Below are 19,800 nucleotides of genomic sequence, written 5' to 3'. Positions count from 1 at the left end.
GGCTCCGGCTCGCCGGCGCCGGTCCGGGCCGCGGTCAGACGTCGATCACCTGACCGGTGCGGTCGGTGGCCAGCAGGTCGACGGCGATCCCCGGGGCGTCCGTGCCCGCGGTCGCGACGCAGTTCACCGCGATCCCGTCCGGCGCCCAGTCCTCGGCCAGGCCCCGCGACAGCTCGGCCACCGCGGCGGCCGCCGACCGGGCGACCCCTTCGCCCGTCAGGCGCGACGAGGTGAGCAGCAGCAGCCGCCCGCCGGAGTCGCGCAGGTGCGGGTGCGCGGCCCTGGCCACGTCCACCGCCTCCAGGTAGGCGTCCCCTGCCGCCGCCAGCCGGTCGCCTGGCCGTACGGCGGCGGCGTGGACCACGCAGTCGACCCTCCCCGCCTCCGCCAGCGCCGCGGAGACGGCCGCGTGGCCGCCCGCGGACGGCAGGCGGAGCACCCGCGCGGCCCCGTGCGCCCGCGCCAGCTCGGCCACGCCCGCCCCGATCCCCCGGTCGCCGCCGGCGACCACCACCGTCCTGCCCTCCAGCGCCGTCGCGGACGCCCGCGGCACGGGCGCGGCGGCCAGCCGGAACAGCGTGTCCGCGACCTGCAGGTCGAGCGGGTGGGTCACCTTGATGTTGCGCTCGCTGCCCTCCACCACCACGATCGGCACCTCGGGCAGGTAGCGCAGCACCACACCGCAGTCGTCCGTCGGCGGCCGGTCGCCGAAGCCGGGGTCGGCGAAGGCACGCTCGTAGGCCGCTCTGATCACCGACAACCGGAAGCCCTGCGGTGTCTGCACGCGCCGCAGCCGTGCCCGCTCCGGCACCTCGCGCACGACGTCGCCGCGCGGCCCCGGCTCCACCACGACGACGGTGTCCGAGCTGGGGATCGCCACCTCGACCGCGCTGTCATGCTTCAGCGCCTCGACGCACGCGGTGATGATGCGCGGCTCCAGCAGCGGCCGTACCGCGTCGTGCAGGAGCACGTCGCACTCCTCCGGGCCCAGCGCGTCGAGCGCCCGCCACGTGGTCTCGGTGCGGGAGGCACCGCCCTCGAGCACCTTGCTCACCTTGGCGAAGCCGCGGGCGGCCACCAGCTTCTCGACCTCGGCGGTGAAGCCCGGCGTCATCAGCACGACGACCTCGTCGATCTCGGGCGCGGCGTCGAACACGGCGAGCGTGTGCTCGATGATCGACCTTCCGGCGACCGTGACGAGCTGCTTGGGGGTGTCGAGCCCGACCCGCTGCCCCACGCCGCCCGCCAGGAGCACTCCGACGACCCGCAGGCGAGATTCCATATGGCGAGCGTAACGGTCTCTTCCGACACGGGCGTGGCCCGTGAATTGCCGTCATCCGATCGCTACGCTGGGCAACGCACTCCTCGTGTCCGAAGGAGAACTGCGCGTGCCAGAATCCACGACCGCCAGAACAGGCGTCACGGCCGCGGCCGTGGTGCTCGCCACGACCCCGGCCGCCCACCTGTCATGCGCGGACGGCACCCTGCTCGACCGGATCAACGACCAGCTCGTGCTGCTGCCGGTGCGCGACGTGCACCTGGTGCCGCAGGGCGGCGGCCTGGGCGCCGACCTGCGCGGCGTGGCCAAGATCGCGCGCATCTGCACCGGACCGGTCGTCCTGCTGACCGCCGACCTCGTCGCGCACACCGAGGCGCTCGCCCTGCTCATGGAGCACCCCACCCGGGGCACGGGCGCGCTGGTCAGCTCGGACGCCACCGTCGGGCCGCTGCGCCCGCCCGTCAGGACGACCGGCAACAGGGTCGTCGCCGCCGGAAGCTCCTTCCACACCGTGCCGGACGCGAACGCCACGTTCCGGGGCGTGCTCCAGGTGAGCGAGGCCGATCTCGCCACCCTGGCCGACGTCGCCGACGAGCTGGCCGAGCTGGCCGAGACCGGACGGTTCGGCCCCGTGAGCCCCATCGAGGTCGTCGACCTGCTGCTGGTCGGGCTGGTGCGGTCAGGGCTGCCGGTGCGGGCGGCGCAGATCGGACGGCTGCACGCCGACCGCGTGGCCGCGCAGTCCGCCGCCGACCTGGCCGTGAGCAGGCTGGCCGACGTCGACGAGACCCAGGTACGGCTCGACGCCGCGGTCAAGAGCGAGGACGGCTTCTTCACCACCTACTTCGTCAGCTCCTGGTCCCCTCACCTGGTCCGCCTGGCGGTGCGCCTGGGGCTGACACCCAACGCGGTGACCGGCATCTCGGTGGGCCTGGCGGTGCTGGCGGCCGTGTGGTTCTCGGCGGGCACCAGGAACGCCCAGGTCGTCGGCGCCGTGCTGCTCCTGCTGTCGTTCGTGCTCGACTGCGTCGACGGCCAGCTCGCCCGCTTCACCAGGGGGTTCACGCCGCTGGGCGCATGGGCCGACGGCATGGGCGACCGGTTCAAGGAGTACGCGGTCTACGTCGGCCTGGCTGTCGGCTACACCGCGGGGCTCGAGGCGGGCGACGGCGGCCCCGACGGGATCTGGCGGCTGGCCGTGGCGGCCATGATCCTCCAGACGCTCCGCCACATGGTGGACTTCTCGTTCAAGGGGGCGCTGGCCGACGCCAGGCGGATCGGCGCCGCCTGGAGCAGGTCGCGCCGGTCGCTGCTGGAGTCCGTCGACGCCGAGCGCGTCGCGGTGCCGGCGCAGGGCGTGCGCGGCCTGGTGCGGCGCATGGACCGCCAGTCGCTCACCCGATGGGCCAAGAAGGTGATCGTCCTGCCGATCGGCGAGCGGATGGCGCTGATCGCGGTCACCGCCGCGCTGTTCAACGCGAAGGTCACGTTCACGGCGCTGCTCGCCTGGGGTGCTCTCGCGCTCTTCTACCAGCTCCTGGGCAGGCTCATGAGGTCGACCGGATGATCTCCGTACAGATGGTTCCCGTTCCGCGCAGCCTGGTCGTGGCCTACCGCGACGACGGTCTGCTCTCGCGCGGCATGGGCGCGCTCGTGGCCGGGCAGCTGCCGCCGCTGCCGCCCGCGGTCGCCGGCGCGTTCGTCATCGGCATCCTCCTGCTGGTCGGGGTGGGCGGCACCGACGGGCTGGCGGTGTTCGCGCCCGCCGTGACGCTGCTGCTGTCCGGGCCGGGCAGCTCCCACCCGCACGACGGCAGGCTCGACTGGCTGGTGCCGCCGATCCTGCGGCTGACGGAGTACGTCTTCATCGCCTCGGTGTGCTTCGGCCACGACGTCCACCCGCTGATCGTCTTCATGCTGCTCGGCGCGATGGCCTTCCACCACTACGACGTGGTCTACCGGATACGGCAGCACGTCTACCCGCCGCCGTGGCTGTCGACCGCGGGCCTGGGATGGGACGGCAGGATGCTGGTCGTGGCGGCGGGCGCCCTCGTCGGCCAGGTGACCGCGGTGTGCGTGCTGCTGGCCCTGTACCTGTGGTGCCTGTTCGGGTGGGAGTCGCTGACGTGCTGGCTGGCCGCGCCGCGTTCCGGGCTGGATGCGGCCGATACGGGAACTCCTGACTAAGTGGGGATGACACGATCAGGGCCTCGAGGGAACTAACCTTTGGGGTCTTACATAGTCATGCTCGACTGAGGAGTGCACGTTGCTGGGAATGGTGCTGGCCGCCGGGGCCGGACGACGCCTGCGGCCGTACACCGACACGCTGCCCAAGGCGCTCGTGCCGGTCGACGGAGAGACGACGATCATGGACATCTCGCTGCGCAACCTCGCCGCGGTGGACCTGCGTGACGTCGTCGTCGTGGTCGGTTACGCGGCGCAGGCCGTACACGAGCGCAAGGCCGAGCTGGAGAAGCGGCACGGTGTGAAGCTCACCCTCGTGCACAACGACAAGGCCGAGGAGTGGAACAACGCCTACTCCCTGTGGTGCGCGCGCGACTACTTCGCCCAGGGGGCGCTGCTGGTCAACGGTGACACCGTGCACCCCGTCTCGGTCGAGGAGACGCTGCTGTCGGCGCCCGCGACCAGCGACATCCTGCTCGCCGTCGACGACGTCAAGAGCCTGGCCGACGAGGAGATGAAGGTCACGCTCGACGACGGCGCGCTCAAGCGGATCACCAAGCTCATGGACCCCGCCGAGGCCTACGGCGAGTACATCGGCGCGACGCTGATCAGGCCCGGCGCCGCCGCGCGCCTGGCCGACGCGCTGCAGGCGACCTTCGAGCGCGACCCGCAGCTCTACTACGAGGACGGCTACCAGGAGATGGTCGAGCGCGGCGAGAAGATCCACGTCGCGCCGATCGGCAAGGTCGAGTGGGTCGAGGTCGACAACCACGACGACCTGACCAAGGCCCGCGACATCGCCACCCGTTACTAGAGGAGGCTCGATGCCGCTTCTAGCGAGGATGCTGCCGGCGCCCCTCACCATGGAGGTACGGCGGGGCGCCGTCGCCCAGCTCGGCGCGCTGCTCGCCGACAGCAGGGTGGCCACCTCGGGCAGGGTCGCCGTGGCGGTCGGCCCGGGCCAGGGTGACCACATCGAGGGTCTCATCGCGCCGACCCTCACCGAGGCCGAGGTGTTCCGCGTCTCGGACGGCTCGGTCGAGGCGGCCGTCTCGCTCGGCGCCGACCTGCGCAAGGGCGCCTACGAGGTGGTCGTCGGCGTGGGCGGCGGCCGCACCATCGACGCCACCAAGTACGCCGCCTCGCTGGCGGGGATCCCGATGGTGGCCGTGGCCACCAACCTCTCCCACGACGGCATCTGCTCGCCGACCGCGTCGCTGGTCTACGAGGGCGGCAAGGGCTCCTTCGGCGTGCCGATGCCGCTGGCCATCCTGGTCGACCTCGACTTCGTCCACGCGGCGCCCGACGCGCTGGTGCGGTCCGGGGTGGGCGACGTGGTCAGCAACCTGTCGGCGATCGAGGACTGGCAGCTGGGCAACGTGGAGCGGGGCGAGCCGATCGACGGCCTGGCCTGCTCGATGGCGCGCACGTCGGCCGAGGCGCTGATCGGCCGTACCGACTCCATCGAGTCCGACGCGTTCCTCACCGTTCTGGCCGAGTCGCTGATCCTGTCGGGCATGTCCATGGTGATCGCCGGATCATCCCGTCCTTCCAGCGGCGGAGATCATGAGATCCTTCATGCCGTGGATCAGCTCTTTCCTGGCACCTCCAACCACGGCGAGCTCGCCGGGATCGGTGCCGCCTTCTGCTTCTTCCTCAGGGAGGACCAGGCCAGGCTGACGCAGGTGGTGAGTTGCCTCAGGCAGCACCAGCTCCCTGTCACGCCGGGCGACATCGGTCTCAGCGCCGAGCAGTTCACCGAGGCCGTCATGCTGGCGCCGGCCACCCGTCCAGGTCGCTACACGATCCTGGAGCACCTGCGTCTGTCGGAAACCGAGGTTCGTGATCGGGTGGAGAGCTATGTCCGGGCCTTCGGTAGCTGAGCTGCGGGCGGTCGCCCAGCCCGCCGGCACGATGGACCGTCAGAGCGGCGAGCACTGGGCCGGCTCGCTCTACATGCGCAAGCTGTCCATCTACGTGACCTGGGCGCTCGCCAAGACGCCGATCACGCCCAACCAGACCACCGGGCTGATGATCGTCACGGGGCTCGTCGCCGGAGCGGTGCTGGCACTGCCGGGGCTGGCCGCGGCTGTCGCGTCCTTCCTGCTCGTCCAGCTCTACCTGCTGTTCGACTGCTCGGACGGCGAGCTGGCCCGCTGGACGCGCCGCACCTCGATCACCGGCGTCTACCTCGATCGCGTGGGCCACTACTTCTGCGAGGCGGCCCTGCTGATCGGGCTCGGCTTCCGGGCCTCGACCACGCTGCCCGACTGGTACACCGTGCTCGGCGTCGCCGCCGCGCTCGGCGCGATCCTGATCAAGGCGGAGACCGACCTGGTCGACGTGGCCAGGGCGCGCTCGGGCCTGCCGGCGGCGACCGAGTCGTCGGCCGGGCAGTTCCGGTCAGGGCTGATGGGGCTGGCGCGCAGGGTCATCGGCGCCACCAAGTTCCACCGCATCGTCCAGGCGGTGGAGCTGTCGATCCTCGCGGTGCTGGCCGCCGTGATCGACCTGGTCGTCGGCGACATCACCGCCACCAAGGTGCTTACCGTGGCGTGCGTGGTCGCCGCGGGCATCCAGGTCATTCTTCATCTGGTCAGCATTCTGGCTTCGAGGCGGCTAGCGTGAGTCGGAACCGTCGGGGCGCCGTACCCGTCGAAGGGATCAGACGCCCGCTGTTCGGTGGGGGTTCACTGACGGTTCCGATACTCTTGTCTCCATCAATCCGCATATTGGCAGACCCCAGCAGACTCGGTGATCATGAAAGAATGCTCCGCTCGTGCTCTCGACGCGTCAAGGCGATGACCCGTTGAAGATCTCGTGCGTCATCCTCACCATGGGCAACCGGGTCGCCGAGCTGAACCGGGCGGTCGAGTCCGCGCTGCACCAGATCGACGGCGACGTCGAGGTGGTCATCGTGGGCAACGGTGCCGACGTGCCCGCGCTGTCGGCGACACCGCCCGAGGGCTCTGCCGCGACCGTCAAAACCGTCCGCCTGGCGCACAACACCGGCATTCCCGCGGGGCGTAACCGCGGGGTCGAGGAATGCTCGGGCGACGTGGTCCTCTTCCTCGACGACGACGGCTGGTACGCCAGCCAGAAGGTCGTCGCCCACGTCCGCGACCGCTTCGCCACCGAGCCCGACCTGGCCGTCATCTCCTTCCGCGTGATGGACCCCGACGGCGGCATCGGCCAGCGCCGCCACGTGCCGCGCCTGCGCGCGGGCGACCCGGAGCGCTCCTCACCCGTCACGACCTTCCTCGGCGGCGCCTCCGCCATCCGCAGGTCGGCCTTCCTCCAGGTGGGCGGGCTGCCGGAGCGGTTCTTCTACGCCCACGAGGAGACCGACCTGGCCTGGCGGCTGCTCGGCGAGGGCTACCGCATCGAGTACGACGCCCAGACCGTCATGTACCACCCGCAGGTGCCGCCGACCAGGCACGCGGACTTCTACCGGCTCAACGCCCGCAACCGGGTGTGGCTGGCGCGGCGCAACCTGCCGTGGCCGCTGGCGGCGTGGTACCTGCTCGACTGGGTGGTGCTCACCCTCTGGCGCGAACGGCGTTCGCCGGTCGCGCTGCGGGCCTGGTTCGAGGGCTTCCTGGAGGGGTTGCGCACTCCGGCGGGCGAGCGCAGGCCGATGGCGTGGCGTACGGCATGGCGCATGGTGAAGCTGGGCCGTCCCCCGATCGTCTGACCCGGTCCCGCGACTAGCCGGCTGCCTGATTCTCGGCGCTCGCCGCGTCGAAGGTCATGGACGCCCGCAGGGTCGTCGACATGAGCGCCCGCTTCGGCAGGCCCAGTTCGCTGAGCTCCTTGGCGACGGGATGGTTGCCCAGCCGGACGAGTGCCCCGCCGGGACGTACTCGCATCGCGCTGCCCCACATCCTGGCGGGGACGCGGCGGGTGACCCCGTCCTGGTGGGTGTAGGCGGTCAGCGGCGCCGCCGCGCCGGGCACCGGCAGCCCGGGTTTCACCAGCATGTCGATGACCAGCCGCCCGTCCTTGCGCAGGATGCACCGCTTGTAGGGCGACGACAGGCGCAGCTCGATGTCGGCGAGTTCCTTGGGGAAGCCCCAGATCGTCCGGCCCGCCTCCAGCGTGAAGCCCTGGTCCACCGGCAGCCAGTGGACGAACGCGCCCGCCGACCTCAGCGTGGCGGGCCCCGCGGTACGCGAGCGCGGGCTGCCCGGCGGACGCACCAGGAAGGTGACGCCGAACTCGTGGTAGGAGTCGAGGTCGCTGTCGCGGTACTCGACGAACACCAGCGTGCAGATGGCCTTGCCGGGCAGTACCTCGGCCACGTCGAGCCCCGAGTAGGCGATCACCGCGCGGGCCGCGTCGGCGCGGACCGGGTACATGGCGCTGCAGACCGTGGCGTCGGTCACCCTCACGGGCATGGTGATCGTGCGGCCCTGGATCAGATGCGAAGCCATGGCTCCAGTACATGTGACCATCAGGCCCTGCGTCCACGTCTTGCCGCAACTCCGCCGGGGGAAGGCGTCAGACGGCCAGCTCGTGGGCGACGCCCGCCCAGTTCTCCAGGCGCCCGACGAACGCCGCCGCCTGGTCGGGCCAGTGGTGGTGGCGGCGGGCGAGCGCGTTGCCCGCCGCGCCCAGCTTCGCGCGCCGCTCGGGGTCCTCCTTGAGGTCCAGCAGCGCGTTCAGGGCGGCGTCCACGTCCCCGTACGGCACGACCGACCCGCAGCCCGCCTGCTCCACCACAGCGCCGGCCACGGGCGTCGTGACGACGGGCACGCCGCGGCCCATGTAGTCGAGGACCTTGGTGGGCGGCCTGGCGGAGGGCTCGCGCCACAGGCACACCCCCGCGAGAGCGCCCTCGGCCATGCGGAGGGCGTGCCGGTTGGGCACGTAGCCGTACCAGTCGAGCAGGCCCACCCGCTGGGCGTCGCGCAGGAGGGGCCTGACCTCGCGGTCGGCGGCCCCGATGAGGTCGAGCCTGATCCCGTGGGGCACCAGCCGATGGGCCAGGTCGATCAGCTCCTGGACGCCCTTGGGTGTGGTCAGCCGTCCGATGTGGACGATCCTGGTGTCACCGGGCGGCGGCGGCGCGGTGGCGGCCTGGGTGGCCTCGGCGGCGTCGGGTTCGAGCACGTGGTGCAGTCGCCGGGCCCGGGTGACGAGCCCGCGGCCCAGCGTCCCCACCGGCTCGTCGCGGATGTCCAGCACGACCGGCGGATGCCGGAACGGCAGCGCCAGCAGCAGCTCGGGCTCGTGCAGGACCAGCAGGTCGGCGTCCTTGGCCCCACGTCTGAGCGCGGCCCGCGGTACGCCGCCCCGCCTGACGTCGATCGCGGTGATCGGCGGCACGGGCGTCACGTTGAAGTGGGTGAAAGGAGCGACGTAGGTCACCTCGTGGCCCGCGTCGAGCAGCGCCCTGATCTGCCGGTGCATGATCCGGGCGTCCTCGGGATGATGAAGGGTGGTGCCGACGCAAACGCGCATAAAGGTGATGGTGCGCGGCTATGCCATCACCTGCGTGAATGCGAAGGGAACTGCCGTTTAACTTCCGGACGGCCGGCGGTAGAGCCACGTCAGGCGCGGCTCGAGCACCCACTTGAACACCGTGCGCGTCTCGGGCAGGCACAGCACGATGGCGAGCGCGAACGCGCTGGTGCTGATCGCCAGCACGCCCAGCGGCCCGTGCAGCCAGGGCAGGTCGAGCCAGCCCATCTCCTTGGCGATCAGCACGGGGATGCCGTGGAGCAGGTAGCAGTAGAGCGTGCGGGTGCCGAGGTCGGTGTACCAGGTCTCGCCGCGCGGCACCAGCGCGAGGAAGGCGAAGCACATCGCCAGCGAGGCGAGCAGCAGCCCCGCCCGCAGCCCGAGACCCATGTACCACGACAGGTCCATGTCCTGGAAGCTGTGCTTGAAGTAGAACGGCTTCAGCGACCACGGGCCGAGCCCGATGTAGATCGCCACGCCGGCGGCGGCCAGCAGCGTCACGGCCGAGACGACCTTGACCCAGACGCGGTTGAGCATCTCGAAGTGCTCGGGCTGCATCACCAGGCCGATCACGAAGAACGGCAGCAGGCCGAAGAAGCGGTCCATGCTGAAGTCGCCGGAGATCTGCGAGAACCCGGCGAACAGGTAGATCGCGATGGCCACGGGGACCGGCTGCCGCATCCGCTTCCACACCGGTGTGGACAGCCGCCAGAACAGCAGCGCCAGCAGGTACCAGTTCAGCCAGGCCGGGTCGATGATCGTCAGGCTCCACTTCTGCCCGAGGGAGAAGCGCAGCGCCGCGTAGCCGATCTCCACGATCACGTACGGCATGACGAAGGTGTCGACCAGCTTGTTGGTCTTGGCGTTGGAGTTCCAGAAGTTCCTGGACAGGTAGCCGCTGATGATGACGAACAGCGGCATGTGGAAGGTGTAGACGAAGACGTAGAGCGCCTTGGAGGAGTCGGCGTCGAGCGTGGGCACCAGCGAGTGGCCCACCACCACGAGCGCGATCAGCAGGAACTTGACGTTGTCGAGGTACGGCTCGCGCTTGCGCGGCTTCGGCCGTTCGGGCTCGCTCTCGCCGGGACCCTCCTGCGCGCCTTCAGCGGGACGCTCCTGCGCGAGCTCGCCGGGCCGCTGCTGCTGCGCGGGGGCCGAACCCCAGAAGGACGCCTCCGCCGGCTGCTCGCCCCACATCGCGCCCTGCTGGGGCGGCTCGCCCGGCCCTGGCCGGCGGGTGTCCACCCGTCCCTTCTCGGCAGGCGGCGCCCCCGCGGCGGCGCGCGCGGTGCCGTTGCTGCTGTGGGCCGGAACCGGGAAGGGCGATCGGGGGTCACTCACGGTGGGGACGCTCAGCTATCTATCGGGGCCGGTGATCGCAAGCCACGGTAACCGTGGCTCCATGCACACGCCTAGCAGGATGCCGAATCGCGTTGGCGGTCTGACAACAGTAATGGCCTGTGCGGCGGATGTCGCGGCGGAGACGGGGGAAACGGAGGGAATCCACAGGGAATCCGGAGGTTGACCGGCAGGCAGGGAGCGAGTCAGAAGACCCGCTCCGTGCCCGTCCGTGACGGTCGTCCACCGACAGGCCTTAGGAGCAGATGTTCTTGGTATCGGCCTTGATGGCCGTCTCCTTGATGCCGTCGGGGATCTCCGTGCGGACACCGGTGAAGTCGTCACCGATCAGCAGCTGGATGACCGGGGCCGCGTCGGCGCCGGTGTCCGACACGGTCTGGGTCGCGGCGCCGCCGCCGGTGAACGGTGCCGGGTTGACGACCTTGACCTTGCCCTTGGTGGCGGCCCGCTTGGTGCCGGACAGCTTGCCGGCGAGCACGTCGGCGTAGTCGGGGCCGGCGGTGTCGCGCTTGCCGTACAGGAGCTTGGTGGTCGGCTGGCTGGTGCCGGCCGCGGTGAGGGCGTTGCCCGTGCCGACGACCTGGAAGCCCAGGTCGGACAGCTGCTTGGCCACCTCGCCCGCCCTGCCGACGGTGGTGGTGCCGTTGATGACCTGGACCTTGACCTGTTGCACCTTCGGCACGACCTTCTTGACCGTGGTCGACGGGGCCGGATCGGGCAGCTGGGTGTCGTTCTTGATGGCCGAGAAGAGCGCCGGCGCGGTGGCGGTGTTCCAGATGACGCGGTTCTTGTCCTGGGGGTCGTCCAGGACGGGAACCGTGTAGAACTGGACCTTGCTCGCCGTGAGCGACTTGGCGCTCTGGGCGATCTCGAGGAGCTTGGTGGTGTTGTTGGCCAGTTCCTTGTCCATGGTGACCGAGGAGGCCGCCGCGTTGATCAGGCTGATCAGCTCGGTGGGGTTGGTCAGCACCCCGCCGCTGGTGACCTTCTTGACCACCTGGCTGGCGAAGATCTGCTGCCGTTTGATGCGCTGGAGGTCGCTGCCGTTGCCGTAGGCGCGCAGGCGGACGTAGCCGAGGGCCTGCTCGCCGTTCAGTGTGGAGCGGCCCGCCGGTAGCTTGAGCTTGGACTTCCGGTCGTCGACGGGGTTGGCCAGGCAGATCTCGATGCCGCCGAGGGCGTCGACGATGCTCTTGAAACCGTTGAAGTCGATCTCGACGTGGTGGTCGATGTGGATGTCGGTCAGGCTCTCGATCGTGGTGATCGTGCAGGCGATGCCGCCGGTGTTGTAGGCCGAGTTGATCATACCTCGGGTCGGCGGCATGATCACGCCGGGCTGGCCGTCCTTCTCGCACCTGGGGATCTCGACCATCGAGTCGCGCGGGAAGCTGACGAGCGTGGCCTTGTCGCGCGCTGGAGAGATGTGCATCAGGATCATCGTGTCGGTGCGCTTGCCGGAGTCGCGCATCGAGTCGATCTTGCCGTACTTGGCGTTGCCGTCGCCGTGGCGGGTGTCGGAGCCGACGATCAGCACGTTGAGCGCGCCGGTGGCGTTCACCGGGCGCCTGTTGACGATCTTGCTGTCGACGTCCTCGGTCTTGATCTTGCTGAACGCGCTGCGATAGACCGTGTAGCCGGTCAGCGAGCCGGCGACCATCAGGCCGGTGACCGCGATGCTGGCCCACGCCATGCCGCTCAGCTTCCTGCGGCCGCCGCCACCGCCGCGGTGGCCGCGGGGCTCCTCCGGTGGACGGGGTGGTGGGGGCGGGGACGCGGCGGCGGCCCTGCGGGAGGACCGGTGGCCGGGGCCGGCCGGTACGACCAGGCGATCCTGGACGCCGACGCTCCTGTGGTTGCTCATACGATCCCCTCACCCGAGGGCGGGGAGTCCGTGTTCGGCGTGCTGCTCACCACGGCCTCCTCGTCCGGAGATTCGGAGCCCGCTTCATGCTGGCTCGGTCGATCGCTCATCGCGCCATGAGACTAAGTCACTGTAAGCGTTGCCGGAGCCATGATCGACCTAATCGGTCGTGACCCGAGCGTGATGATCTAGGCCCAGAGCTTACTCAGACCCGGACATTTCATGGAATGTGGATGTGCAAAATTTTACGGTTTGGGGCTGCTGGAGAGCGCCGCGGCCAGGCAGGCGAGCGGTACGGCCGGCAGCGTGTAGCGGTAGTCGAACTCGGCCACGGCGGGCGGCACGATCAGCAGCACCCATGCCGTCGACCAGGGCAGCAGCCACGCGCCCTGGTAGCTCCTGCGCCTGATCGCCAGGATCGGCGGGACGAGCAGGATCACCAGGAGGGCGGCGCCCGGCAGGTGCGCCACGTCCTGGTAGGCGCGCATCCAGCCGGCGAACGGCTCCACGATGTCCGTGCCAATAGCGCCATTTTCGTATTTTTGTGCGAATTGTGCGCCGACTTGGGCGGGATAACGGCCCGGCGGTCCCGGGGGATTCACAGGAAACTCGTAGTAGCCGTAGATTTCCGCGTCCGGATAGACCGGCCTGCCCAGCGCGAAGGTGCGGGCCAGCTCCGACAGCACCGAGCCCGCGTAGTCGAGCGGCTGGGCGCGGATGGCCAGCAGCGCGAACCTGCCCGCCAGCTCGTCGTTGGCCCGGGAGAAGGTGATGCCGGGCAGCTTCACCAGCGGCGCGTCCTTGGCCCAGATGTACTCCTGCGACGGCGGCCGCCGGCCCGCCGGACGCGGGTCGCACAGCACGGCCAGGTCGGCGGGCGGATCCATCCTGGCGCAGTCGGCGAACGACATCGTGCGGGCGTAGAGGAAGACGCCGTTGGCGCCCACGATGCCGACCCGCTGGTAGGTGGCGTGGAACCAGGCTCCGTAGGCCAGCACGGGCAGCAGCGCGGCCGCCGCCATGACGCCGGCCGGCCCGATCCGCCTGCGCAGCAGCAGCCACGCGCCGATGACCACGACGAGCGGCTGGCCGACGGTCCTGGTGAGGGAGGCGAAGGCCAGCAGCAGCCCGATGGCGAGAGCCATACGCCAGGTCAGGTTCTTCCTGATGGCCAGGACCACGGCCGCCACCACCAGGAACGTGAACAGCGCGTCGGAGACCAGCAGGTGCTCCAGCTCGATCTGGTAGGCGTCGAGCAGCACGGGAACGGCGGCCAGCGTGGCCGCCCACCGCGGCACCCTGCGGGCGGCCAGGTAGACCAGGACGCCGGTGGCCAGGCCCAGCAGGTGCTGGACAGCGGTCACGGCCGCGAAGCTGTGGAAGGGCTGCAGCAGCTTGAGGAAGAGCGAGTAGCCCGCCGGGCGCACCAGGTCGGGGCGCGGGTGGAAGACGGTGACGATGTAGGTGTAGGAGTCGGGGAACCACAGCGCGGGCCGGTAGCCCAGCATCGTGATCGCCCGCAGCAGGGCGCCGAGCGTGAACACGGCCAGGAACCAGCGGTGCCGCAGGGCCCACGGGCCGGCCGCCTTCCGCGCCCTCGCCGCCGCGTCGCGTGACGCCTGGGCGAGCCGTCGCGTCCAGGCCACTCGCCTCCAGGCCGTCAGCCCGGTCTCCACCCCGCGTGTCCTCCGTCCCCGACGCTGCAGCCACCGGCCGGGCGGCACCCGACGCCAGCCGTACGCTACCCGCTCCTGCCACTGCTCCCGGCTACGCGGCGTCCCGCGCCCGGCGCGCCCGTCGTGACCCCGGCCACGGCCGGGTGGTGTGAGCGGTGGCCCGCGTTGGATAGCCTCCCGATCAACCGATGAGACTGGCCTGGTTCGATCAGACGCGCGGACCGTCGGCGGGCAGGGTGCTCGCCGTCGTCTCCGTGCTGCCCGCCCTCGCCGTGGCGAGCTGGCTGCTGGCCGGGCTGCCGCTGCTGCTGGCCGGCTGGTTCCGCCCGCTGCCCACCCTGGTGCTGAGCGTCGTGGTCCTCGTGGCGCTGTGCAGGATCACGCTGCCCAGGATCACCGACCTCGACGCCACGGCCTGGCAGGCCGGCGGCGTCGTCGGCGTCGCGTTCGGCTCGCTGGTCTTCAACGCCGTCATGCACAGCGAGCAGCTCATCGTCCGCCGCGACCCCGCCACCTACGCCCAGTACGCCATCTGGATCGCCAGGAACGGCTTCCTGCCCATCCCGCAGCAGGCCGACGCGTTCGGCGGCCCCGACCCCGCGCTGCGCTTCGACAGCATGGGCTTCTACGACTCCGACGGCGCGGTCGTGCCGCAGTTCCTGCCGGGCCCGCCGATGCTCTACGCCGCGGGGGAGTGGCTGGGCGGGCTGCTGCTCACGCCGCCCGTGCTCGGCGCGCTCGCCGTGCTCGTCGTGGCGGGGGTGGTGGCCAGGCTGGCGGGCGCCCGGTGGGCCCCGCTCGCGGCGCTGACCTTCGCGATCAGCATGCCGATCCTCTACACCTCGCGCGCCACGTTCAGCGAGATCGCCTCCGTCATCCTGATCTTCGGCGGCATCGCCCTTCTGCACGACGCCCACGACAGGTGGGAGACGGCCGTGGCGGGGCTGGTGTTCGGGCTGGCGGTGCTCGTGCGCATCGACGCGCTGCGCGACGTGCTGCCGGTGCTCGCCTTCGGTGGGCTGCTGGTCGCGCTGCGGCGCGGCTTCTCCCTGCTGGCGGGGCTGGCCGTGGGCGTGGGGCTGGGCTTCGTCGCGGCATGGGTGTTCGCGGGGCCCTACCTCGACTACCTGTCCCGTTCGGTGCGTCCGCTGCTGCTGATCTGTGTCGTGGTTCTGGTCCTGACCGCCGTCGGCACGGCGCTGGCGGGACGGCTGACGCGGATCAGGCTGCCCCGGCGGCTGCCCGAGATCGGCGCCGCCCTGGTTGTCCTGGTCATGGTCGGCCTGGCCGTACGCCCGTGGGTGCAGACGGTGCACCGCACCCCCGTCACGGTCGAGGACCGGACCACCTTCCGGTTCCTCGAGGCGACCCAGAAGGCCAACGGCCTGCCCGTCGACGGCACCCGGCTCTACTTCGAGGACTCGCTGTTCTGGGTGGTCTGGTACGTCGGCGTCCCCGTCGTCGTGCTGGCGACGCTGGCCGCGGCCGTCCTGGTCAGGCGGATGCTGCGCGGCTCCTCCGGCGAGTGGTTGCTGCCGCTGGCCGTCATCGGCTGGACCACCGTCACCACCCTGCTGCGTCCCGAGATCACCCCCGACCACCCGTGGGCCACCCGCCGCCTGGTGCCGATCGTCATCCCCGGCCTGATCGCGCTGGCCATGTGGGGGCTGGCCTGGTCGCGTGACAAGCTGGGCCGGCGGGGCCACGGCACGCGCTGGTTCGCCGCGGCCGGCACGGTGCTCGTCCTCGTGCCGGTGGCGGTCGTCTCCATCGGCGCCGCCTTCACCCCCGTCGAGCGCGGCGAGCGCGCCGCCGTCGCCGGGCTGTGCGCGCGGATCCCCCCCGACGCCTCGGTGCTGATCGTCGAGCGGGTCACCGCCGACCGGTTCACGCAGGTCGTGCGCGGCACTTGCGGCCTGCCCACGGCACAGGTGAACAGGTCTTCCTGGTCCGACGTGGCCGCGCCGGGCGAGGTCCGCCGGCTGGTCGAGCGCATCCGCGCGGCGGGCCGCCGGCCCGTCCTGCTGGCCGCCGAAAGCCGCCAGCTGGCGCCGTACGGCACGCCGCGGCACGTGGTCTCCCTCGACACCCGCCAGGACGAGCGCTCGCTCGTCGAGCCGCCCAACGGGACGTGGCGTCTGGTGGTCGACGTGTGGATGGCGCTGTCGGTGTAAGAGCGAGGTGAGCGGGCAGTGGGGGTGGCCAAGGAGCCACGATCACATTCCAGGTAACGGTACCCTCGTCCCACGTGAGCACGCTTGAGCCCCCCGAGACTGGATCCGCTGTGGAAGCTACGCCGTACGTCACGATCGTCCTGCCCTGCTACAACGAGCAGGACCACGTCATTGACGAGGTCGAACGCATCACCGAGGCGATGGACTCGAGCGGCTACACCTACGAGCTGGTCGCGGTCGACGACTGCTCGACCGACGAGACGCTGGTCAGGCTGCAGGAGGCGGCTCCGCGTTTCCCGCACATGCGCATCCGCGCCTTCCACCGCAACGGCGGCTCGGGCACGGTCCGCAGGATCGGCACCCAGGAGGCGCGCGGCGAGATCGTCGTGTGGACCGACGCCGACATGACCTACCCGAACGAGCGGATCCCCGAGCTCGTCCAGATCCTCGAGAAGGACCAGACGGTCGACCAGGTCGTGGGCGCGCGGACCAGCGAGGAAGGCTCGCACAAGCTGCTGCGGGTGCCCGCCAAGTGGGTGATCCGCAAGATCGCGGAGAAGCTCGCCGGGCAGAAGATCCCCGACCTCAACTCGGGGATGCGCGCGTTCCGCAAGTCGGTGGCCAGGCCGTACCTGAGGCTGTTGCCTCCCGGTTTCTCCTGCGTCACGACGATCACGCTGTCGTTCCTGTCGAACCAGCACGACGTCTACTACCTGCCGATCGACTACGCCAAGCGGGCGGGCAAGTCCAAGTTCAGCTTCGTCAGCGACGCCTACCGCTACATCCTGCAGGTGCTGCGGATGGTGATGTACTTCAACCCGCTCAAGGTCCTGATGCCGCCCGCGCTGTGGCTGGTGGTCCTCGGCCTGGGCAAGGGTGTCTACGACGTGGCCCGCTACGGCTTCTACCTCACCAGCAACACCATCGTGATCTTCCTGTCCGGCATGCTGATCGGCTCGGTCGCGCTGCTGGCCGACCTGATCGTGAGGTCGCGCGGCGAATGAGGATCGCGATCGTCGGCCCCACGTACCCGTACAAGGGCGGCGGGGCCCAGCACACCACCGAGCTGGCGCGCCGGCTCGCGGCTCTGGGCCACGACGTGGTGATCGAGTCGTGGAAGGCGCAGTACCCGTCCTTCCTCTACCCGGGGCAGCAGACGATCGACGTGCCCGAGGGCGAGCCGTACCCGAAGACGCGCAGGAAGCTCGACTGGCGCAGGCCCGACGGGTGGCTGGCGGCGGGCCGCCGGTTCAGGACCGCCGACCTGGTGATCCTGGCCGTCCTCAGCCCGGTGCAGGTGCCGCCCTATCTCGGCATCGCGTACGGCGTGGGCCGCGCCGCCAGGGTCGTGGCGCTGTGCCACAACGTGCTGCCGCACGAGCGCAAGCCCTGGGACGAGCCGCTGATGAGGGCGCTGCTCCGGCGGGTCGACGGCGTGCTCACCCACTCCGAGGAGCAGGCGGAGCTGGCCAGGAGCCTGACGGGCAGGCCGGTCAGCACGGCCGCGCTGCCGCCCCACCTGCCCGCCAGGAGTCAGGCCAGGGGCGAGGGCGTCCACCGCAGGCTGCTGTTCTTCGGCATCGTCCGCCCCTACAAGGGGCTCGACCTGCTGCTCAGGGCGCTGCCCGAGGGCGTCTCGCTGACCGTGGCCGGCGAGTTCTGGGGCGGGATCGAGCAGACGAAGGCGCTGGTCGCCGAGCTCGGCATCGGAGACCGGGTCGAGCTCAGGCCGGGCTACGTGGCCGCCGCCGACGTACCCGCGCTGTTCGCCGCGGCCGACGCGCTCGTCCTGCCGTACCGGCACGCCACCGCCAGCCAGAACGTCTGGCTGGGCCACGAGCACGGGGTGCCGGTGATCGCGACGCGGGTCGGCGCGCTGGCCGACAACGTCCGCGACGGCGTCGACGGGCTGCTGGTCGAGCCCGGTGACGTCGAGGCGCTGCGCAAGGCGATCGAGCGCTTCTACGAGGACCCGGAGCGGCTGCGCGGGGGCGTGCGGGCGGTCGACCCCGAGCCCTACTGGAGCGACTACACCGACACGCTCCTCGGGGCCTGAGAGGATGCGGGTGTGGTGAGGGAAAAGCAGCTGGAGTACTCCGAGTTCCAGTCGGCGATGCTCGACGAGGCGAAGCGCCGGCGCAAGGCCGCGAAGATCATCGCGGTGCTGGAGCACTTCCACGGGCCGCTCGACGGGCTGACGGTCGGCGACATCGGCTGCTCGGCCGGGTTCATCGCCGACGAGCTGGCCGCGGCGGGCGCGGGCCGCACGCTGGGCATCGACATCGACGTGCCGGGCCTGCGCAAGGCGGCCGACAGGTTCGGCAAGCGGGTGGCCTTCATCTGCGGCGACGGCACCGCGCTGCCCTTCCCCGACGGCTCGGTCGACGTGCTGGTCTTCAACCACATCTACGAGCACGTCATCGACCCCGACGCGGTCGTGGCCGAGATGCACCGCGTGCTGTCCGACGACGGCGTCCTCTACCTCGGCCTCGGCAACAAGCTCGGCATCATGGAGCCGCACTACAAGCTGCCGTTCCTGTCCTACCTGCCGCCCGCGCTCGCCGACCGCTACGTCCGCGCCTTCGGCCGGGCCGACCACTACTACGAGCGCTTCCGCACCCGGCGCGGCCTGCGCCGGATGACCCGCGCCTTCCACGTGTGGGACTACACCTTCCCCGTGCTGGCCACGCCCGCGGCCTTCGCCGGCGGCGAGCTGTTCCCCGGAGCGCTCGGCAGGCTCGTCAAGACCGTGCTGGCCAGGACACCGCGCGGCGTGCTCAAGCTGATGCTCCCGCTGGTGCCGACCTACCTGTGGGTGGCCACCAAGCGGCCGCGCACCCCCGCGGGCGCCAGGCTCCCGCAGCCGCCGGAGCGACTGTGAAGAAGGCGGTACGGCTCGGCTTCCTGCTGGTCGCCCTCGGCTTCGGGGCCTGGGTCGTCGCCAAGCAGTGGGACGCCGTGCTGGCCGGGTTCGCCAGGCTGACCTGGCCCATGGTGGCCGGCTCGCTCGTCTCCGTCGTCGCCGCCCTGCTGGCCGCCATGCTGACCTGGCGCACCCTGCTGGCCGATCTGGGCTCCCCGTTGCGGCTCAGGCCGGCGGCCAGGGTGTTCTTCGTCGGCCAGCTCGGCAAGTACATCCCCGGCGCGGTCTGGCCGGTGCTCGCCCAGATGGAGATGGGCAAGGACCTCGGCGTGCCACGCGCGCGCAGCGCGGCGGCCTTCTTCCTGATGATGCCGATCCAGCTGGCCACCGGGCTGCTGGTCACGCTGGTCACGCTCGGCTGGGACCGCTTCGGCTGGGCGCTGCTGCTCATCCCGGTGCTCGCCGTGCTGCTCGAACCCAAGGTGATCAACTCGCTGATCGGCTTCGGGCTGCGCAAGCTGAAGCGCGAGCCGCTCGAACGGCCGCTGACCCGCAGGGGCATGCTGATCGCGCTGGCCTGGTCCGTGGCAGGCTGGACCGCCTACGGCGCCCACCTCTACCTGCTGGCCGCCGACATGGGCGCCTCGGGCGGGCTGCTGTTCTCCGTCGGCGCCTTCGCCCTGACGTGGTGCCTGGGCATCATGACCTTCGTCGTGCCGGCCGGGGCGGGGGTGCGCGAGGCGGCCATGGTGGCGGTGATGTCGCCCGTGCTCGACCGCGGCTCGGCGCTCGCGCTCGCGCTCTGCTCCCGCATGGTGATCATCCTCGGGGATCTCGTCTGCGCCGCCATCGCGGGCGCCGCCGCCAAGTCCGCCATGGACCGCAATTCCGTGTGATTCGCCCCACACGGTCGTAGGGTTGAGGGCAGGCGAGGGTCTTCT

General features: G+C 70.9%; 17 protein-coding genes. 11 read left to right on the top strand and 6 right to left on the bottom strand.

The genetic code is table 11. The annotated features are described in order from the left end of the window. Positions 1 to 34 precede the first annotated feature (34 nt). Entirely contained in the window at positions 35 to 1,282 is a 1,248-nt protein-coding gene (locus ABZX22_RS04510) for an SDR family oxidoreductase (protein WP_354906043.1), read from the bottom strand. Between the two features lie 106 nt (positions 1,283 to 1,388). Between ABZX22_RS04510 and ABZX22_RS04505 the strand changes: the two genes are divergently transcribed. From ABZX22_RS04505 to ABZX22_RS04480, 6 genes are all read left to right on the top strand, one after another. Next, complete coding sequence (locus ABZX22_RS04505; RefSeq protein ID WP_354906041.1) at positions 1,389 to 2,846, top strand: CDP-alcohol phosphatidyltransferase family protein; 1,458 nt, start codon at positions 1,389 to 1,391, stop codon at positions 2,844 to 2,846. Continuing rightward, positions 2,843 to 3,466: a DUF5941 domain-containing protein gene (locus tag ABZX22_RS04500; protein ID WP_354906040.1), complete on the top strand. Its 624-nt coding sequence runs from the start codon at positions 2,843 to 2,845 to the stop codon at positions 3,464 to 3,466. Before ABZX22_RS04505 ends, ABZX22_RS04500 begins: the two co-directional genes overlap by 4 nt. Positions 3,467 to 3,545: 79 nt before the next feature. Continuing rightward, a complete protein-coding gene (locus ABZX22_RS04495; protein WP_354906039.1) occupies positions 3,546 to 4,277 on the top strand; it encodes a phosphocholine cytidylyltransferase family protein in 732 nt (243 codons plus the stop codon). Positions 4,278 to 4,305: 28 nt separating this feature from the next. Further along, the gene (locus tag ABZX22_RS04490) at positions 4,306 to 5,346 is read left to right on the top strand and encodes an iron-containing alcohol dehydrogenase family protein (RefSeq protein WP_354906491.1); all 1,041 of its coding nucleotides are present in this window, start codon (positions 4,306 to 4,308) and stop codon (positions 5,344 to 5,346) included. Then, complete coding sequence (locus ABZX22_RS04485; protein WP_354906038.1) at positions 5,324 to 6,091, top strand: CDP-alcohol phosphatidyltransferase family protein; 768 nt, start codon at positions 5,324 to 5,326, stop codon at positions 6,089 to 6,091. The genes ABZX22_RS04490 and ABZX22_RS04485 overlap by 23 nt, the downstream gene beginning before the upstream one ends. Positions 6,092 to 6,272: 181 nt before the next feature. Beyond that, positions 6,273 to 7,157, top strand: coding sequence for a glycosyltransferase (locus ABZX22_RS04480; protein ID WP_354906490.1), 885 nt, complete (start codon positions 6,273 to 6,275; stop codon positions 7,155 to 7,157). Between the two features lie 13 nt (positions 7,158 to 7,170). Here the strand turns inward: ABZX22_RS04480 and ABZX22_RS04475 are convergent, their stop codons facing one another. From ABZX22_RS04475 to ABZX22_RS04455, 5 genes are all read right to left on the bottom strand, one after another. Then, the gene (locus ABZX22_RS04475; protein ID WP_354906036.1) at positions 7,171 to 7,896 is read right to left on the bottom strand and encodes an acetoacetate decarboxylase family protein; all 726 of its coding nucleotides are present in this window, start codon (positions 7,894 to 7,896) and stop codon (positions 7,171 to 7,173) included. 67 nt (positions 7,897 to 7,963) lie between these two features. Continuing rightward, positions 7,964 to 8,926 carry a glycosyltransferase gene (locus tag ABZX22_RS04470; RefSeq protein ID WP_354906035.1) on the bottom strand — a complete coding sequence of 321 codons (963 nt, stop codon included), beginning with the start codon at positions 8,924 to 8,926 and terminating at the stop codon, positions 7,964 to 7,966. Between the two features lie 57 nt (positions 8,927 to 8,983). Then, positions 8,984 to 10,267 carry an acyltransferase family protein gene (locus ABZX22_RS04465; RefSeq protein WP_354906034.1) on the bottom strand — a complete coding sequence of 428 codons (1,284 nt, stop codon included), beginning with the start codon at positions 10,265 to 10,267 and terminating at the stop codon, positions 8,984 to 8,986. Between the two features lie 253 nt (positions 10,268 to 10,520). Next, entirely contained in the window at positions 10,521 to 12,146 is a 1,626-nt protein-coding gene (locus ABZX22_RS04460; protein WP_354906033.1) for an LCP family protein, read from the bottom strand. Between the two features lie 245 nt (positions 12,147 to 12,391). Further along, positions 12,392 to 13,792 (bottom strand): hypothetical protein, encoded by a 1,401-nt coding sequence (locus ABZX22_RS04455; protein WP_354906031.1) that lies wholly within the window; start codon positions 13,790 to 13,792, stop codon positions 12,392 to 12,394. Between the two features lie 218 nt (positions 13,793 to 14,010). Here ABZX22_RS04455 and ABZX22_RS04450 point away from each other — a divergent pair, with 218 nt between their 5' ends. The 5 genes from ABZX22_RS04450 to ABZX22_RS04430 all read left to right on the top strand — a co-directional run bounded on the left by ABZX22_RS04450 (position 14,011) and on the right by ABZX22_RS04430 (position 19,755). Continuing rightward, positions 14,011 to 15,996 carry a hypothetical protein gene (locus tag ABZX22_RS04450; protein ID WP_354906030.1) on the top strand — a complete coding sequence of 662 codons (1,986 nt, stop codon included), beginning with the start codon at positions 14,011 to 14,013 and terminating at the stop codon, positions 15,994 to 15,996. Positions 15,997 to 16,106: 110 nt separating this feature from the next. After that, positions 16,107 to 17,000 (top strand): glycosyltransferase family 2 protein, encoded by an 894-nt coding sequence (locus tag ABZX22_RS04445; RefSeq protein ID WP_354906029.1) that lies wholly within the window; start codon positions 16,107 to 16,109, stop codon positions 16,998 to 17,000. Next, positions 16,997 to 18,052, top strand: coding sequence for a glycosyltransferase family 4 protein (locus ABZX22_RS04440; RefSeq protein WP_354906027.1), 1,056 nt, complete (start codon positions 16,997 to 16,999; stop codon positions 18,050 to 18,052). Before ABZX22_RS04445 ends, ABZX22_RS04440 begins: the two co-directional genes overlap by 4 nt. A 15-nt stretch (positions 18,053 to 18,067) precedes the next feature. Next, positions 18,068 to 18,877 (top strand): class I SAM-dependent methyltransferase, encoded by an 810-nt coding sequence (locus ABZX22_RS04435; RefSeq protein WP_354906026.1) that lies wholly within the window; start codon positions 18,068 to 18,070, stop codon positions 18,875 to 18,877. Continuing rightward, positions 18,874 to 19,755: a lysylphosphatidylglycerol synthase transmembrane domain-containing protein gene (locus tag ABZX22_RS04430; RefSeq protein WP_354906024.1), complete on the top strand. Its 882-nt coding sequence runs from the start codon at positions 18,874 to 18,876 to the stop codon at positions 19,753 to 19,755. Before ABZX22_RS04435 ends, ABZX22_RS04430 begins: the two co-directional genes overlap by 4 nt. The last annotated feature ends 45 nt before the right edge of the window (positions 19,756 to 19,800 follow it).

It is taken from the genome of Nonomuraea sp. NPDC003804 (assembly GCF_040610675.1).
Classification (GTDB): domain Bacteria; phylum Actinomycetota; class Actinomycetes; order Streptosporangiales; family Streptosporangiaceae; genus Nonomuraea.
Note: the sequence above shows the minus strand (reverse complement) of the source record. Positions and strands in the feature narration are given on the sequence as shown.

What these genes read in the sequence shown, in the direction of transcription:
- ABZX22_RS04490 (WP_354906491.1), top strand. Translation starts at nt 4,306, where the DNA reads ATGCTGCCGGCGCCCCTCACCATGGAGGTACGGCGGGGCGCCGTCGCC.
- ABZX22_RS04510 (WP_354906043.1), bottom strand. Translation starts at nt 1,282, where the DNA reads ATGGAATCTCGCCTGCGGGTCGTCGGAGTGCTCCTGGCGGGCGGCGTG.
- ABZX22_RS04460 (WP_354906033.1), bottom strand. Translation starts at nt 12,146, where the DNA reads ATGAGCAACCACAGGAGCGTCGGCGTCCAGGATCGCCTGGTCGTACCG.
- ABZX22_RS04475 (WP_354906036.1), bottom strand. Translation starts at nt 7,896, where the DNA reads ATGGCTTCGCATCTGATCCAGGGCCGCACGATCACCATGCCCGTGAGG.
- ABZX22_RS04500 (WP_354906040.1), top strand. Translation starts at nt 2,843, where the DNA reads ATGATCTCCGTACAGATGGTTCCCGTTCCGCGCAGCCTGGTCGTGGCC.
- ABZX22_RS04440 (WP_354906027.1), top strand. Translation starts at nt 16,997, where the DNA reads ATGAGGATCGCGATCGTCGGCCCCACGTACCCGTACAAGGGCGGCGGG.
- ABZX22_RS04470 (WP_354906035.1), bottom strand. Translation starts at nt 8,926, where the DNA reads ATGCGCGTTTGCGTCGGCACCACCCTTCATCATCCCGAGGACGCCCGG.
- ABZX22_RS04450 (WP_354906030.1), top strand. Translation starts at nt 14,011, where the DNA reads ATGAGACTGGCCTGGTTCGATCAGACGCGCGGACCGTCGGCGGGCAGG.
- ABZX22_RS04485 (WP_354906038.1), top strand. Translation starts at nt 5,324, where the DNA reads ATGTCCGGGCCTTCGGTAGCTGAGCTGCGGGCGGTCGCCCAGCCCGCC.